The following is a 16,149-nucleotide window of genomic DNA, read 5'->3' as shown; positions in this document are numbered from 1 at the left end:
CCTTTTATCTGCAAGGAGTTAGACCATGAAAAAGCTCGTCCCCGATCCCCCCACGTCCTATCGCGATCCCGAACTCAAGGCCGCCAACGCCACCTTGCGCGTGGCTCTGGCTCGACAACCGCAGGACCCCGCGCTGTTCCAGCGCAACACCCAAGCCAAACCTGTTTCTGCCGACTCGCTGTTCAGCGTGCGCCCAGGCGTCAGTGCTGAAGAGGCATTGGTGCATGTGTCGTTGTTGCTCAAATGCGCCGAGGAGGTCTGCGATGAAATCACCCAGCAGGGCAGCGGCATCGAGCGCGGGCTGATCTGGTCCATGGTGCATTCCGTGGAGATGGCCCGGGCGGTGGTGGAGGCGTTGCTGGACGCTAGCCCGCGAGGTGTCTGCTCATGCTCGGACGAGCCGCGCTCGTAAAGCCTGAGTCCCCGGTCTTCTTCAAATCAAAGTATGCTGGCCGTCGGCGAAGTGGCGACAAGGATGGGGAGACATGCCCGTTGCTGCGGTAACGCCGGCTTAGGATTTCGCCGCTACGGCCAGCCCTTTCAGGGTCTTTGCTCAAGGCTGCTTCTGCAGTATTGCAGCCTTGAGCATCCGGTCATTGCCATCGCTTTAAGGCGTCGATACCGGACGCAGGCGAATTGAATCGATGATGGCATCCCACAGCGCAAGTGCTGCTTTATCGGACTTGAAAGCCGGATCTGGTGGGGTGCCATCGTCATCGACGTCAGCTTCCTCCACGCTCAGTTCCGCCTTGAGGTGGGGCTCGTAGACCGACTCGTCCTTGCCCTGTGCTTCCCAGAGGAAGGTGTAGGTGCGTTGCCCCTTTGCGCTGCCCGCCAGCAGGTACTCATCGGCGGGAATGGCACCGTCACGCTCTCTTTTGCGCAGGGTTTCGATGCCCGCAACCATCTTCAGCGCGCCCATCAAAAAGCCACTCACTCGATCCAGTAACCGATCACGTTCGGCTCCAGTGCTGGATCTGAATGCCAAAAAGGTTCTCGGGTGTTCCGGGAAGGTCACGCCAATTCCGAAGCCTTCACTTTGAAAGCTGTCACCCGCGATGTAGGCACGGTCGATACAGAATCCTGGTTCGGTGGGGATTTCGTTGGGGGCACGAGAGCGTAGGTTGCGGGCTAAATCATTAACTATTTCTAATCCTCTTTTCTCTCTGTCATATGTAACTTTCCCAGAATAGTAATAAACAGAGCCTCTCGGTGGAGCCACCAAGTATGAGTCAACTTTATATGACAAGTTGCTAGCCGTTGAGCCCCATGACCACAGGCTAATTGAACCGTTTTGATGTTCAGTCCGCCTTAAAAACATGCTCTCTTGTATCTTTCTGTGGCGTTCACTTTTTAGTGTCTGTTCACGCTTATCGATTCTGATTGCTAGGGCGGCAGGGGTATCGTCGAGCGCTTTGATATTGTCGCCCCACAGGTAGTAGCCAGCATTGATCTCTGCCTGGGGCGGTAAATCAATTAGAAAGCGTCCGTAGCAATGAGTAATCCATCCACTCTTGTCCATGGCCGGGCTCCGAGAGGAAAAAATCGATGTGCAACTGATAACGCTAGTCATAGCGATTAGACCAAGGATCGTTATTAGGCAACGAGCGCGCTTCATAAACCCTCCTTGGCATCCAGCTGGCAGTCAGCCAGTTGAGTGATCTTGATCACGTCGGATAGTGCGGCCCATTGGCGAGTGTGCTGTGGTAGCGCGCGCTTCCTTAGGAAACTCACAAATCATCCATCCAGTTATCTTTGGGCTTCAGCTCAGCGAGGAACTCTCCCAGGGCGTAGTCATCATCTACCGCTGAGCTGTTGGCCATCCGTTGCGGGCCTGTAGGCGGGGAGGGTGGGCCAGCATTGTCGTTGCGCCCAGACGCCGATACCGGTCGTAGGCGAATCGAATCGATGATGGCATCCCACAGTTCCAGTGCGGCTTTATCGGACTTGAAAGCGGGAGCCGGTGGCTTGCCATCGTCATCGACATCAGCTTCCTCCACGCTCAGTTCTACCTTGAGATGGGGCTCGTTGATCGACTCGTCCTTGCCCTGAGCTTCCCAGAGGAAGGTGTAGGTGCGCTGGCCCTTTGCGCTGCCTGCCAGCAGGTACTCATCGGCGGGAATGGCACCGCCGCGCTCTCTTTTGCGCAGGGTCTCGATGCCTGCAACCATCTTTGCCGCGCCCATCAGAAAGCCACTTACTCGATCCAGTAACCGATCACGTTCGGCTCCGGTGCTGGATCTGAATGCCAAAAAGGTTCTAGGGTGTTCCGGAAATGTCACGCCAATCCCGAAGTTTTCACTTTGAAAGCTATCACCCGCGATATAAGCCCGGTCGATACAGAATCCTGGTTCGGTGGGGATTTCGTAGGGGGCGCGAGAGCGTAGGTTACGAGCCAGAGAGGTAGCGATTTCAATGCCGCGATGTTCTCTGTCTGGAGACATTTCAACTCTCCAAGAATATGGTTGCCATGTCGGTTTAGAAAGAACGTAGGTACTCAAGTAATAAGTCTCTATGCTGGCGTCGGAAGCCCAGGACAACAATCCAGTTGAGCCTCCACCAAGATCTAGCCGACGAAGAAACATGCTGCCCTTCGTATCATGCTGTTGCCCTTTTAGCTCCTTCTCCCGTTGATCAATTCTGGTAGCCAAGGTTGCTGCAGTGTCGTCGAGTGCTTTGATGCTGCTGCCCCATAGGCCATACCCTGCTTTGACCTTTGCCTGGGGTGGTAAATCAATTAGAAAGCGTCCATAGCAATGAGTAATCCATCCGGTTTTGTCCATGGTGGGACTCCGAGAAGATGAAAACGAAGTACAACTGGCCACACTGGTTAAAGCGACCAGGCCAAGAACAGTAAGTAAGCGACGAGTGAGCGTCATAAGCCCCCCTGGTCGTCAGGGTGCCAGTCAGCCAACTGAGCGATCTTGATCACGCCATAAAGCGCGGCCCATTGGGCTCGCCTGTCGTTGTAGCTTTCTTGGTGTTCGTAACCCTTGTCGGTGTTGTACTGCCCCGCGCCCTTGCCGCCCTGGCGGAAACTGGCCTTGACCCCCGCTTTCTTGTGGGCTTGACCTGAGTCGGTTGGCACGGTGCCATCGCCACCACTGCCAGACTGGTCCTCCTCCTTGACCGTCCAGTTTTCAAGCGTAGGTACGATGACGGGCAGGCCACGGCGAAACCAACTGCTGTAGCTGCCGGTCTCGTTATCCTTGAGCGCGGAACCGGGTGTTTCCAGAGGAGCAGGATCGCCTTGCCAAATCATGTCTCGCCAGCTGTGGCGGTCATCGTCTGCTGCATAGTGGGCATAGGTTTCCGGGTGGTAGCTCGATGCGGCTAACTCACGGTGGAACTTCGCTACGGCATCAATTCGCTTTCTGAAAATAGCTCGTGGACCGTTTAGGTTGTTCGTGTTGGCACTATCTGACATATCCAAATACTGAGTGTTCTGCTCCGGCACCAACCCATACCAGGCGGTGCTCTTATAGATTTCCTCGTAGGGGTCCTGGTTCTGCGGATAGGCGCGGGGTTTACCGTCCATATCCTTGATGACCTGCCCCTGGGCATCGCACAGGAACAACCAGGGGCGACCTTCCCGATACTCGTTGCTAGGTGTCAGTTCCAGCGCCCCTGGGGCATTGGCCACCACTGCGGTCACTTCGCCTGCGTTGTAGCCAAGGATGATGCTGGCAATACCTTCATAGCCGCAGCGCATGTGGTGGTAGATGGCCGATGAACCGATTGACGGTTGCACGCCATGGACCACGCCAAGCACTCGTTTGTAACCGTGCAATTGGGTCAGGGAGCGTGCAACCAGCCCACCCATTGAGTGGGTGACCAGGATGACCTTCATCTGATCCGCCTGCTCAGGGCTGACGCTTGCGTGTTCGCGGTAGTGGGCGAGGACGGTGTTCTCGATGTAGTCACGCACATCCAGGGCGGACTGCCGGTTGGATTGCAGCCAGTTGTAACCGGCGCACCAGACGTCGAATTGATACTTGCCCGCTTGTTTCAGTTCGTCTTCGCTGAGGGGCGTCGCTTGCCCCAGTTCTTCGCCATAGGCTGCGGGTTCATGCAGGCTTTCAGTGTTCCACCATGGCTGGATTTGTTGTCGGCTGACGATGCTGTCCAAGCGGCCCTCCATCAGGGCCATGAACGGGTTGTAGGCGCTGCGCATCACCGTCCCCCAGCCACGAATGCGCGCCGCCTCTTTGCTCAGGCCGGATGAGCACGTATCAATCGAGCCTCGATCATCCACCTCGACGTTTTCCGGCATTAGCAGTATCTGTCGATCCTTGGGGCCGCGGCCCCACCAGACAGCCAAGGCTGCGAGAGCGGGGAAGATATCAGTGGGCCAAAAGCTGGCATTCGGCGGACTCCAGACCTTGCTCTGGTCCTCCTTGTTACGCAGGTTGCTGCCCATGATGCCTGGAATGAAGATCACCGGAATCGGCGCGGCCTGCCTCGCCAGCAGGACCTTTTCACGCTGGTCCTCGGTGCGGGTCAGTTGGGTCTTGTAGACCGGTCGCCCCAGATTGTCGCGCGAGCGAGGAATGATGACGTCCTCAGTGTTATCGGCTGCTTGGCTGCTCATGCAGTGGACTCCCTGTCGTCGTTGGAGCTATTTCCCTTGGCCAGAATGCGCATCTGGACTTGATCCATGGCCAGGTCCTGCTGCCTGGGCAGACGGCCTTGTCCATCGGTCGTGAGGGTGGTGACCCCACCGTCGCCGCGCCGCAGTTCTACGGTGGTGTTTGCCAGAGGCTCAAGGGTGATTTCATCACGCAGCACATAGGCGTCATTGAACGGGGTCGACTCCCATGAGTTGAACGTGGTCGAGGCATGTGCGGGACCGATAGAGGAGTGCTTGGCTGCCTTGACTGTGAAATTACCCGGCATGCCCAGCTCGATATTGCCGCCCTTGAGCGTCAGGTAAGCCCCGCCGCACATCAGGGTGATGTGCTCCTTGGCAGACACCAGTACGTGCTGCTGGCCCGCGCTGACCTCCACACTCTGATCCGCCTCCAGGCGAATGCTGTTCTGTTGCGCCTGCAGCAGCATCGGCCCCTGGTGGGTGATGTGGCGCATCTCGCCGCTCTGGGCGAACAGGCCCAGGTCGCTACCGGCATTGACCACGAATTTCTGTCCCGAGGTGAGCTGCTGATTCTGCTGGGCGACGCTGTCGATATGCTCGCCCGCCGCCAGGGTGACGCTCTTGGGCGATACCGCGGCGATGCCCGCCTGGCCACTCAGGGCAATGGCCGGGTTGCCGCCGTTGCTCTGCTGCGACTCGTCGTTGGCGCCATGCCCCAGGTCGCGCACCGCTTCGCTGAGGGTTTTCTGTGGCTCGGTGTCGTGCCCGACGCCTTGATGGTCTTCGGCATAGTCGCCCAGCCCCTTGGCCAGTTGCAGCGCGGCCTCCAGTACCTGGATGGCCGCGCCACGCTGCAGCTGCCCGGCATTGGCCTGCAGTTGCGCTTCGGTGCTGAGCAGCAGCCCCCTGGCCGCGCGCAAGGCGCCGCGCTCGTCGGTGCGCAGTTCAAAGCCCTCGCCACGGGGTGCGCCCCCTTCGGGCCGGGGGTGGGTCAGGTACCCCAGGTGCAAGGCGCTGCTGCCGTGGTCGCTCATCAAGGCCGCACTGATCTGCTGGGTGGTGTCATCGATGCGCAGTTCGTTGGCCCGACTGCCCTTGTGTTCCTTGCTCTTGAGGGTGTTGAGCGTCTTGTGATCCGGCAGGCGGTAGGGCGGCATATGGCTGGCCCGGTAGGTGCGTCCGGTGATGATCGGCTGGTCACAGTCGCCATCCAGGTAATCGACTATGACTTCCTGGCCAATGCGCGGGATCGCCATATGGCCCCAGTCCGCCCCCGCCCAGTTCTGTGAAACCCGGACCCAGCAGGAACTGAAGCCGTTGTGCTTGCCCTCGCGGTCCCAGGGGAACTGAATTTTCACCCGGCCATATTCGTCAGTGTGGATTTCCTCGCCTTCCGGGCCTACCACTGTGGCTATCTGCGGGCCGTCAATGACCGGCTTGGGCAGTGGTCTCGGGCGCCATTCGCAGTCCTCGGCAATGATCTGGGCGCTGAAGTCGTAACTCACGCCCATCTCGGCACCGGCAGCCTCTTCTTGCTGGCTGGCGTGCTGTATCCCTTTGTGGATGATGCGCACCGAGCGCCACCAGCGGTTGAAGTCACCCCGTGGGTGCCCGGTCAGTTGGAAGGAAAACCCCGGAATCAGCCGCGGATCATCCCCTTCCACCGTCGCCATCCGGGCATCGCGACGATGGCCCAGCAGGCGGTTTTGGGTGAAGGGTTGGCCGACGGCGCTGCTCTTGTAGCGGCCTGGGTAATCGTAGCGCTCATAGCGCTGGGCCTGATGCTCAAGGTCATCGCCGAGCTGTCGCTGCTGCTGGTCGAAGGCCGGGCGCTTGAAGCTGTAGTCGCGCTGCGTCTGCTCGGCGGTACGCACGTTTTCCGTGTAGCTGAAGGCGTACAGCACCGGTTGCGGGGCATCCCCGGCCGGCTGGGTGGAGTACAGCACCGGCCCGCCCTGGATGCGCTCCTGGACGTACAACTTGTCACCCTGGACCAGGGTGTGGGCGTTGGCATCGTGTTTGAAGAAATAGAACAGGCCTTCCTCGGTGGACAGGCGGTCGAACAGATAGAGGTCGGTGTCTCCGGCCTGGACGCAGTACTCACGTGGCGCATGCTGGGTGTGGATATAAGGTTTGTAATCAAGGACGCCGTGCTCGTCCAACACCGACTTGAGGATCTCGGGCACCGTTTTGTGCTGAAAAATACGCCAGTCGGAACTCAGGGCCAGCCGTGCCAGTTGCGGCTCCACCAGCAGGCGGTAACGGGTGCGACGAAACCCGGTTTTACCCTGGGTGAAGCTGCTGACCAAGCCATGGACATGCCGCACCTGCAGGCCGCCCTGCCAGATCGTCAGCAAGGCCGGCTGGTCGAGGATCTGGCCAAAATCGATGGCACCGTTGTCGCTGGCCAGTTCGAGCGTCAGGCGAAAAGGCTCGGACAAGGCCTCTTCCAGAGTGAACTCGACAACCTCGAACGCCACCTGCGCGGTCAGCACGGAAAACGTGAACTGCAAATCCCTTTGACGCATGACACACACCTCCACTTCGTGAAGTGCTCATCCCCCCTGACAGCACGAGCGATCAGGGAGTGTGCAGTCGGTGCTCGGTTTTCCCGAGCCTCATCCCATCCAACGGATGACCGGTGTGCCTCCTCAGGCGTGCCTGGGAGCGCGAACCCCATCGATCAGCCCGGCTGACCGATGGGTTGGAACCTGCCGCTGGATTTAGCCGGCGACCGGGGTACGCCAGTCATCGGAGCCGGAAGTGCCCGACACTTCATGGGTCCAGGTGATCTTGCGGTAGGTGAACTCGACGTCCTCCAGGTGGGTGAAATGCGCGTTCGACGGGTCCTGGCAGTTGTGCATGTAGTCCTTGATGTCGACGATGATCGCGTCTTCCAGGGTGGTGGTGAAGTAGTGCTCCTGGGTGCCGGCGGCGGAGGTCCGGAACCACTGGATTTCGATCTTGCTCAGACGCTCACCGGAGGTCAGGGCCGCGAGCAGCAGCGGTGAAGCCTTGTCGAAAACCTTGGTGATCTTCACCGGTTTGTGTACCCGCTGGCCGGTGGGCTGACCGGACTGCGGATCGCGGGGGATGATCACTTCATGGCTGAAGCCCTGGACCATGACTTGATCTTCGTGACCTTCCTGGTAGGTGTTGCCAACGGAGTCAGCGGTGAAGGCACCGGCGGTGATCAGACCTTGTTTGGTACCGGTGACGGACATGTACGCTGGGGTTGCCATTGTTGCTCTCCTTGCTTGGATATACGGAAAACCCGGAGGCCTGAATGGCCGGCCGGGCTCCAGGGATATCTCAAGAGTCATGCCAACTTGCCAATACCCTTTGCAAATCAATCACTTGATGGAAATTCAAGGTTCAACAGGCTGTTTCCAGCCTGAATTCCTATAGAAAGTGCGCAAGAAGTTGCGCAGTACTGCGCAACTTCTTGCGCACTCCTCTGTAGAGCCCTGACCGTCATGCTTACAGCGATGTGCCCACAGGCTTACTCACATTTGAGTGCGCAACTTCTTGCGCATCAAGGCCAAAAGCCATCATGGGCATAGGCGGCATTGTTCCGCCCAGGCGCGGGCTCACCTGGCGACTTTAGTTCTGGTCCGATCCTTCGCGCTTCGCGAGTCGGCTATAAAGCTCGCCACAACCTCACCGCAGGCGGGCCCATGAGTTTCGCTCGCCATGCATGGGTGATTTTCCAGTGCGTTTTTCACTGTTAACCTTGCCGCCATGACCCATTCTTCCGCACATCGCCCTCACATTGCCTGGACGCTGTATTTCTGCGTGCTGTTCAACGTGTTCGTCTGCGGTCTGGGTCATGGACAGATGGCTGCACTGGAAATCACCGGCGTGGGTGGGCAGTTCTGTCACGCCATGGGCGAATCTGCATCGACTCTGGATGACAGCTCCAGCGACAAGACTGGCCCCAGCACCATGGGGGCTTTTGTCTGCCCCCTGTGCTCGGCGGTGAGCCTGGGCCTGGGGCTGCTGTTCTGTCTGGCCTGGCTGCTGCTGGTACGGCACTCGGCGCGGGTCAAGGTCGAGCGGGGCAGCAAGGCGCCGCCGCGTTACTCCTGGCCGTCACTCAATCCTCGGGCTCCCCCTCTGAGCGCCTAGCGCTGCTTCGCGATTGCCTTGGCGTCGCGTCTTTTTCATCTCCCGGTACTTAAGTCTGCGGTCGCGATGGCGACGGCGGCCGGGGTGTTTGATGATTTTTTCGAGTCCGAGTCCATGAAGTTCCTGTATCGCTCCCCCAGTTGCGCGGCGCTGTGCTGTGCCCTGTCGTTCAATGCCCTGGCCGAGGGCACGCTGCAATTGCCGCAGACGCGCATCAGCGCCGATGAAGTGCAACCCACTGGTCTGCAACTGGATACCCAGACCACCACCGGCTCGCGCCTGGGCCTGACCCCGCGGGAAACCCCGGCCACGGTCAATGTGGTCAACCGCCAGCAGATCGAGCAGCGCGGCGCCGCCAACACCCAGGACATACTGGCCAGCGTGCCGGGAATGAACGCCGCGGCATCCCCGGGCATTCCGGGGTTCGTTTCCTATCGCGGGTTCTCCGGGCCGCAGATCACCCAGCTGTTCAACGGCATCAGCGTGCAATACGACTCCATCGCCGCCCGTCCCGTGGACAGCTGGATCTACGACCGGGTCGAGGCGGTCGGCGGGCCGTCGAGCTTTCTCTACGGCACTGGCGCGGTGGGCGGTTCCATCAACTACATCACCAAACTGCCTTCGCGCACCGAGTCATTCAATGAAGGGCGGGTCAGCTATGGCTCCTTCGACAGCCGCGAAACCTCCTTGGGTTTCAACCATGCGCTGAACGACGGCGCCGGGCCGCGCCACTACGCGCGTTTCGATGTCAGCCACACCACCAGCAACGGTTATGTCGACCGCGAACAGCGCGATGCCTGGACCACGGCGTTTTCCCTGCTGACGGATTTCAACGACCAGCTGTCCCACACCCTGGCCTACGAGTACCAGAATGAAAGCGTCGACAGCCCTTACTGGGGCACGCCGGCGCTGAACCCACTGGGGGGCAAGATGGAAGTGGACAAGAGCCGGCGCTTCGAGAACTACAACGTCAGCGACGGTCGCTATGAACAGCGGGTGCAATGGCTGCGTTCGATCATCGACTATCAGGTCAATGACCGCACTTCCGTGCGCAACACCCTGTACCACTACAACGCCGATCGCGAATACCGCAACCTGGAAAACTACGCCTACAAGAGTGACAACAGCCAGGTGGTGCGCTCTGGCATTCTGCTCCAGCGCCACGCCCAGGAACTCAACGGCAACCGTTTCGAACTGCTGCACCACAACAGTCTGTTCGGCCTCGACAGCCAGTGGTCGGCGGGTATCGATTACAGCCACAACGTGATGAGCAACTACCCGCGCTCGGTGTCGGGCTCGCTGCCTGGGGTCGATCCGGACGCTTTTGCTCCGGGCAGCTTCTGGGACTTGCCAGACATGCAGCGCGGCTTCGAGAAGAACCGCCGCAACCAGGTGGACACCTGGGCCCTGTTCCTGGAAAACCGCCTGCAACTGACCGATCGCCTGTCCCTGCTCAGCGGCCTGCGCCACGATCAGATCGACCTGCAAGTGACCAATTACCGCGCCGTCACCGAGGCCAATCCGGCGTTCTTCCAGCGTAAATACCGGCCCACCACCGGGCGCCTGGGGCTGGTCTATGAGTTGACCCCGGCGGCCAACGTCTATGTGCAATACAGCACCGCTGCCGATCCACCGGCAGGCATCCTGACCACCGCCAGCTACGGTCAGGTGCGCGACTTTGACCTCAGCACCGGCAATCAGTGGGAGATCGGCAGCAAGTTCGATTTCCTCGACGGCCGTGGTTCGGCGACCCTGGCCGCCTACCGCATCGAACGCAAGAACCTGTCCACCGCCGATCCGAGCAACCCCGGCAGCAGCCAGCCGGTGGGCCAGCAATCGTCCCGGGGCGTGGAGCTGGCGGGCTCGTTGCAGGTCACGCCCAAGCTGTTGGCCGAAGGCAACTTCGCTTATGTCGACGCCCAGTACGACGAGTTCTATGAAAACGTCGGCGGCCGGCCGGTGTCGCGCAAGGGCAACAGCCCCACCAACACCCCGGACAAGGTAGGCAACCTGTGGCTGAGCTATGACATTGCGCCGTCTTGGCAGGTCGGTGGCGATGCACGCTACGTGTCGTCGATGTACGCCAATGCGGCCAACACCCGCTATGCGCCGGCCTATACGATCTTCGGCGCGTTCGTCGGCTACCAGTTGAATGCCGATACGCGGATCACCGGCCGGGTGCGCAACCTGACCGATCAGGTCTACGCCCGTACTACCGCACCCACCCAGCTCTACCTGGGGGCGCCGCGGACCTTCGAGCTGGCGCTGCAAACGCGCTTTTAACCTGAGACCGCGGGGCGTCCGATGGCGCCCCGCGCATTTGCGAGCAGCCTGTGATGAAGCGTTATCTGTACCTCTGGCACCGCTGGTTGGGCATTGTTGCCTGCCTGTTCATGGCCCTGTGGTTTATCTCCGGGGTGGTGATGCTGTATGTCGGCTACCCCAAACTGACCCCCGCCGAATACTGGTCACGCTTGCCTGTGCTGCAACTGGATGATGCACCCATTGAGCTGAAGCAGGTGCTGCACGCTGCTGATCCCGAGCTGGCGCCGTCAAGCATTCGCTTGACCACGGTGGCCGGTGCCCCGCGCTATATCCTCGAATACCCAGGACCGCGCAAGGTGGCGATCGAGGCCGATAGCGGCCTGCGGGCGCTGCCCACTGACCGGGTCGAGGCCCTGGCCGCGGCCCGGCAGTTTGCCCCCGGTGTGGCGGTGCGTGATCGCGGGACAGTGAATGGCGACATGTGGAGCCAGTCCCGGGCCCTGGACGCCGACCGCCCCTTGCTGCGGGTGGCCACCGCCGATGCCGAACGACGTCTGCTGTATGTCTCCGGCACCACGGGCGAGGTGGTGCGCGATGCCACTGCCACCGAGCGTGGCTGGAACTGGATCGGTGCCTGGCTGCACTGGCTGTACCCGCTGCGGGGCATCGGCATCGATGGCGCCTGGGGGCCGATCGTCACTTACCTGTCCCTGGCCGCGACCCTGATGGCCGTGCTCGGCCTGGCGGTGGGCGTGCTGCGCTGGCGTTTCAAGCGCACCTATCGCAATGGTTCGCACTCGCCGTACCAGGGCTTTGCCCGCTGGCATCATGTGGGCGGCATGCTGTTCGGCGTGCTGCTGATCACCTGGATCTTCAGCGGCCTGATGTCGATGAACCCGTGGAAAATCTTCAGCAGCTCCCAGCCCCTGTCGGTGGCGGCCTATCAAGGCGCACCGCTGCACGCCGCGGCCTTTCCCCTGAGCGCGGCCCAGGCCCTGCAACGCTTTGCCGATGACGGCCTGCAGGCCCGGGAACTGGAGTGGCGGATGATCGGCGGCAAGGGGTATGTGATCGGCTACGACGGTGCCGGACGCACGCGGATTCTGGCCATGGACGATCAGCAGGTGCTGCGCCAGTTCAACCCCGACACCTTGCGCCAAGCGGCCTGGGCCATTCGTCCCGAGCGGCCGATGGTTGTCCAGCAATTGGCTGCCTACGATTTCTATTATTACGCCCGCGAGCCCCACAGCATGATGGGCCACTTGCAGCAGCGCCTGCCGGTACTGCGGGTGCGCTTCGACGACCCGGCCCAGACCTGGCTGCACCTGGACCTGCACACCGGTGCCATCGTCGGGCAACTGGACCAGCCGCGCCGCGCCTCGCGCTGGCTGTTCGGCCTGCTGCACAGCTGGGACTGGCTGCCGCTGCTGGCCAACCGCCCCTTGTGGGACCTGTGGATGATCCTGTTCAGCGCCGGAGGCTTGCTGATCAGCGTCAGCGGTGTGGTGCTGGGCTGGCGCCGCCTGGGGCGTGCATTGCGTGCGCGTCGGCGTTGAGGCGGGGGAGGGCGCAATACCGCGACCTGGATCAGGGTTATGCAGTATTTCTGCCCTTCGCCGACGATTTAAGCCACCGCTCCCGGTCCCAGCGGTGATAATGCCCGCCTGCTCATTTCCCTACTGCTTCCGGAGCCCATCGCACCCATGTTCGTCATCACCCCGCAGGACCCCGAACTCTACCGTCGGCAAACCCGCCGCAGCACCCTGATCATCGCCCTGGTGTTCATCGCCCTGGCCATGCTGTTTTCCAGCGCTGCGGTGGCGGTGTTCGGCCAGCCCGGTGGCGATAACCTGGTGTGGAATGCCGGCGGCGTGTTCACCGGGCTGGTGATCAGCGCCGTGCTATTGCGCACGGTGTTCTGGACCCAGCCGTGGATGGCCTCGGCGGTCTATGGCTGGCGCCTCAAGCGCAGCCTTATGCGGGTGACCAATGTCATGCATCATGTCACCGCCGGGGTGGCGGCGGGCGATCCGGCAGCCCTCAAGCTGCTGCGTTTCTATCACCTGGGGTTGACCCAGATGCATCAGCTGGACGCCAACTCCAGTGCCCACGGACAGATGCTGGGTGAAGTGGAGCGCCACCTGGCGTTGCTGGCCGAGCAGGGCATCGACCCACAGCAGGAGCGCCTGGAGGCGCAGTGGCTGGAAGCGGTCAAGGTGCACCAGCCGCGCTGAGGTTCAGGTTGATCCGCTGGCCCCTCCTCAAGGCTGCGGATCATCCAGGTAACGCCACAAGGCCTCGGCCATTTCGTTGGACTGGCCACTGCGGCCAAACAGCTGCTGGCCGATATGCAGCCCCAGCTGGCGATAACTCTCGAACTGCGCCTCGTCGAAGAACTGATCCACCGTGCTCTGGTTGGGAAAGCCCGGGTTGGCCCGGGCGTAGTTGACGACGTCCGGTGTCAGCCCGGCGATCAGCCGCGGCTTGAGCACCAGGATCCGGCAGTGGGGCGTGGCCGCGATGTCCGCCTGGGTGTCGGGGCTATGGGCGTAGACGTTCAGCAGCAAGGCGCACTTGTGACTGTCGGCGCTCGGTGGCTGGCGAAACTCTTCCAGACTGCCGAACAGCGCCTTGAGTTGGGGGTGGGCCAGTACCCCCGGGTCTTCGCGGATCTCCAGGGCCTGGTCGATGCGCGCCAGGCGCACCAGATTGGCCAGGTCGTCGAACTGGTAATCCGGATCGCAGCCGCTGTCGCAGGTGACGATCAGTTCCACCCCGCGCCCCTCACGCAGCAACTCGTAGGTGGCGGTGTTTTCGAAATGCCCGCCGTCGGACAGGTACTGGTAGTCGCGTCGATGTCCATGAAACCGCGAGGTCAGCTCATAGAACAGGTAGGCCTGGGTGCCGAAGTAGGTCCAGGGCTTCAGGTCACGGGGCTTCCAGTGCTGTTGCCCGGGATCGAGGAAGTGGCTGGGCCACCAGATGCCCAGGCGTATGTTGGCCAGCCCCAGGATCAGCGACATGCCCAGGCTGTTGGCTCGCCCCAGGCCGGTGCTGAAGGCGGCGCCGGAGACGCCGATCCACTGGCCCAGGCTCAGGGGGCTCATGATTTCCGAGGCCGGGCCCTGGCTCAGGTCACGGCGGTAGGGCTTGCCATCGAGGGTGTAGCGTTCCGCCGGACCGTCGCTGGCGACGCTGCCTTCGGTTGACGGGGCCCAGTTCGGCGCGATGCACAAAGGCTTGCCCTTGCGGTCGCGCTGCACCAGTTGCTCGGCGGGGTCCACCGTCAGGTTCATGGTGACGTTGATCAGGTGCACCGGCCCGGCACTGGGGGTGGCGTAGTACTGCTGCAGCGACAGGTCGTCGCTGGACATCGGCTCGGCCACGCTGAGGTAGGTGCGGCGCTGCTGTGGCGGGCCGTTGAAGCGCCGGCCATTGGACGCGCCGAGGTAGGCGCGGGTCAGCCGGGCGCTGTAGAAGGCCTGGAGCGACGAGGTGTTGAGAAAGCCGATGAAGCGCCCGCTGACGCAGACCAGCAAGGCGGTCACCAGGCTCAGGGCCAGCAGGCGCCAGGCAGCGGCGGCGCTGTAGCTGATGGCGCCAGCATCATGGGCGACCCATTGCACCAGCAGCGCCCAGCACAGGCACAGCAGGCTCATCAGCAGGCATCCGGCAACCAGCGCCAGGACATCCAGGGGCAGTTTGCGCATCCAGTCGGGCAGCGGCTTTTCATCCTTGAGCAGCACCAGGCGGCGCACCAGCCACATCAGCAGCGCCAGCAGCAGGGGCGTGGCCAGGGCCTGATAGTCCAGCAGGTAGCGATACAACGCTTCGGCACCGGTCACCAGCAGGGCCAGGAAAGCGAGAATGGCCACTGCCGCCATGGCTCGCCCCAGGGCGCGGGTGATCTGCACCCGGTAGTTGCGCACGCAGTTGTTGCAGGTGCTGTCCTTGGCCGGGTCTCGGTGATCCGCCAGCCGACGGACCAGCCGGTGGGTGATCAGCAGCGCGTTGCTGCCGACCAGGGCGGCCCCAAGGGCCAGGGTGCCCACCACCTGCCATTGGGCCACGTCATAGGCCAGGGCGCCGCCGATCCACAGGCCGGTGACGATCGCCAGCATGAAGCGCAAGGCCGGGTTGCCAAGGTTTGGCGGCTGGTCCAGATCGCCTTGGGGGATCACCAGCCAGTACGCCACGGCGCAGGGCAGGGCGAACAGCAGGGCGGCCATCAGCGGCCACAACAGCAGGCTGGCCTGACTCAACACCTGGAACAGGGTCAGCAGGCTGAGCATCAACAGGATCGGCATGCCGATCATGGCGTGCAGCGACAGCCAGTTGCGCCAGGTCATGGCCAGGGCATAGAGCATGTCGCCGGAGCCGGTGGGCGTCAGGTAGCGGCCGTTTTCCCGCAGCCAGGCGCCCGGGCCCTGGCCCACGGGCTGCTGGGCGTAGTCGACGCCGGTGCTGATACGTCCCGGCGGCTCGAAGCGCAGCGCCTGGTAGGCATCGCGGGCGGCCTGGCCCACCGGGTCCTGGGGATCGGGCTCGCGCAGGCGGCCGGGAAGGAACAGGCTGGAGAAGAAACTGCCGATATAGCCGCCGCCACTGACCGTGGACAGGTAGTCGATGCGTGACAGCAGACTGTGCTCGGTGGCGGTTTCAGGCGCGGGCTGGAGTGGGGCCGTGGAGGCCGTCGCCGGTGCCGGCGCCCGGGCCATGGCTTGCAGGACGCCGAGGCAGAAGGTGGCGCTGCGGATGCCGCCCCCGGACAACGCCAGGCCCCAGTTGCCACGCTGCGGCGTGCTGGGTCCGGGGGCTTGCTGATGCAGGCTCAGGCGTCTGAAACGGATGCGCTGTTGCTCGATCTGGTAGAGGGTCGAGTCGGGTGTCATGGGCCTTCCTTGGAAAACGAAAGGGGCGGGACCTGAGTGAGCTCAGGATCGGTTGCCCCGGCGAGCGCCCAGCAGAATACCGGATGCGCAGGTTGCGGTGTATGTCACCGGGGGTTCAGGGAGGGCTGGATGGGTATGTGGCGGATGCAAGGGCTGGGGGCGCTGGATGCGTCTGGCGCATGGAAAAAATGGCCCTGGTTATAACGTTAGATTTTATTCATATAAATGGACATAAGCTTTAGCCGCTATGCTGCCGCCAGTTTTTTACCTGGC

Annotated in this window: 11 protein-coding genes; 5 read left to right on the top strand and 6 right to left on the bottom strand. The window is 61.9% G+C overall.

The window, feature by feature from the left end:
• Positions 1-25 precede the first annotated feature (25 nt).
• Positions 26-412 (top strand): DUF6124 family protein, encoded by a 387-nt coding sequence (locus LOY69_RS20085; protein ID WP_102880165.1) that lies wholly within the window; start codon positions 26-28, stop codon positions 410-412.
• 195 nt (positions 413-607) lie between these two features.
• Here the strand turns inward: LOY69_RS20085 and LOY69_RS20080 are convergent, their stop codons facing one another.
• The 5 genes from LOY69_RS20080 to LOY69_RS20060 all read right to left on the bottom strand — a co-directional run bounded on the left by LOY69_RS20080 (position 608) and on the right by LOY69_RS20060 (position 7,833).
• Positions 608-1,522 carry a T6SS immunity protein Tli4 family protein gene (locus LOY69_RS20080; RefSeq protein ID WP_170004043.1) on the bottom strand — a complete coding sequence of 305 codons (915 nt, stop codon included), beginning with the start codon at positions 1,520-1,522 and terminating at the stop codon, positions 608-610.
• Positions 1,523-1,730: 208 nt separating this feature from the next.
• Entirely contained in the window at positions 1,731-2,879 is a 1,149-nt protein-coding gene (locus tag LOY69_RS20075) for a T6SS immunity protein Tli4 family protein (protein WP_170004041.1), read from the bottom strand.
• On the bottom strand, positions 2,876-4,591 hold the full coding sequence (locus LOY69_RS20070) for an esterase/lipase family protein (RefSeq protein ID WP_170004039.1): 1,716 nt from the start codon (positions 4,589-4,591) through the stop codon (positions 2,876-2,878). Before LOY69_RS20070 ends, LOY69_RS20075 begins: the two co-directional genes overlap by 4 nt.
• On the bottom strand, positions 4,588-7,119 hold the full coding sequence (locus LOY69_RS20065; RefSeq protein WP_265073483.1) for a type VI secretion system Vgr family protein: 2,532 nt from the start codon (positions 7,117-7,119) through the stop codon (positions 4,588-4,590). Before LOY69_RS20065 ends, LOY69_RS20070 begins: the two co-directional genes overlap by 4 nt.
• Before the next feature lie 195 nt (positions 7,120-7,314).
• Positions 7,315-7,833, bottom strand: a complete 519-nt coding sequence (locus LOY69_RS20060) for an Hcp family type VI secretion system effector (protein WP_025129830.1) — start codon at positions 7,831-7,833, stop codon at positions 7,315-7,317.
• Between the two features lie 499 nt (positions 7,834-8,332).
• Between LOY69_RS20060 and LOY69_RS20055 the strand changes: the two genes are divergently transcribed.
• The 4 genes from LOY69_RS20055 to LOY69_RS20040 all read left to right on the top strand — a co-directional run bounded on the left by LOY69_RS20055 (position 8,333) and on the right by LOY69_RS20040 (position 13,218).
• Positions 8,333-8,719, top strand: a complete 387-nt coding sequence (locus LOY69_RS20055) for a DUF2946 domain-containing protein (protein ID WP_110596184.1) — start codon at positions 8,333-8,335, stop codon at positions 8,717-8,719.
• Positions 8,720-8,833: 114 nt separating this feature from the next.
• Positions 8,834-11,002, top strand: coding sequence for a TonB-dependent receptor (locus tag LOY69_RS20050; RefSeq protein WP_265073482.1), 2,169 nt, complete (start codon positions 8,834-8,836; stop codon positions 11,000-11,002).
• Positions 11,003-11,055: 53 nt separating this feature from the next.
• Entirely contained in the window at positions 11,056-12,540 is a 1,485-nt protein-coding gene (locus tag LOY69_RS20045; protein ID WP_265073481.1) for a PepSY-associated TM helix domain-containing protein, read from the top strand.
• Positions 12,541-12,687: 147 nt separating this feature from the next.
• Positions 12,688-13,218 carry a DUF3087 domain-containing protein gene (locus tag LOY69_RS20040; RefSeq protein WP_102881875.1) on the top strand — a complete coding sequence of 177 codons (531 nt, stop codon included), beginning with the start codon at positions 12,688-12,690 and terminating at the stop codon, positions 13,216-13,218.
• 27 nt (positions 13,219-13,245) lie between these two features.
• Here the strand turns inward: LOY69_RS20040 and LOY69_RS20035 are convergent, their stop codons facing one another.
• On the bottom strand, positions 13,246-15,876 hold the full coding sequence (locus tag LOY69_RS20035; RefSeq protein ID WP_110651332.1) for a hypothetical protein: 2,631 nt from the start codon (positions 15,874-15,876) through the stop codon (positions 13,246-13,248).
• Positions 15,877-16,149 lie beyond the last annotated feature (273 nt).

Source organism: Pseudomonas sp. B21-059 (assembly GCF_026016285.1).
Classification (GTDB): domain Bacteria; phylum Pseudomonadota; class Gammaproteobacteria; order Pseudomonadales; family Pseudomonadaceae; genus Aquipseudomonas; species Aquipseudomonas danubii.
The sequence above is the reverse complement of the archived record's forward strand: the minus strand, read 5'-3'. Positions and strand labels throughout refer to the sequence as shown.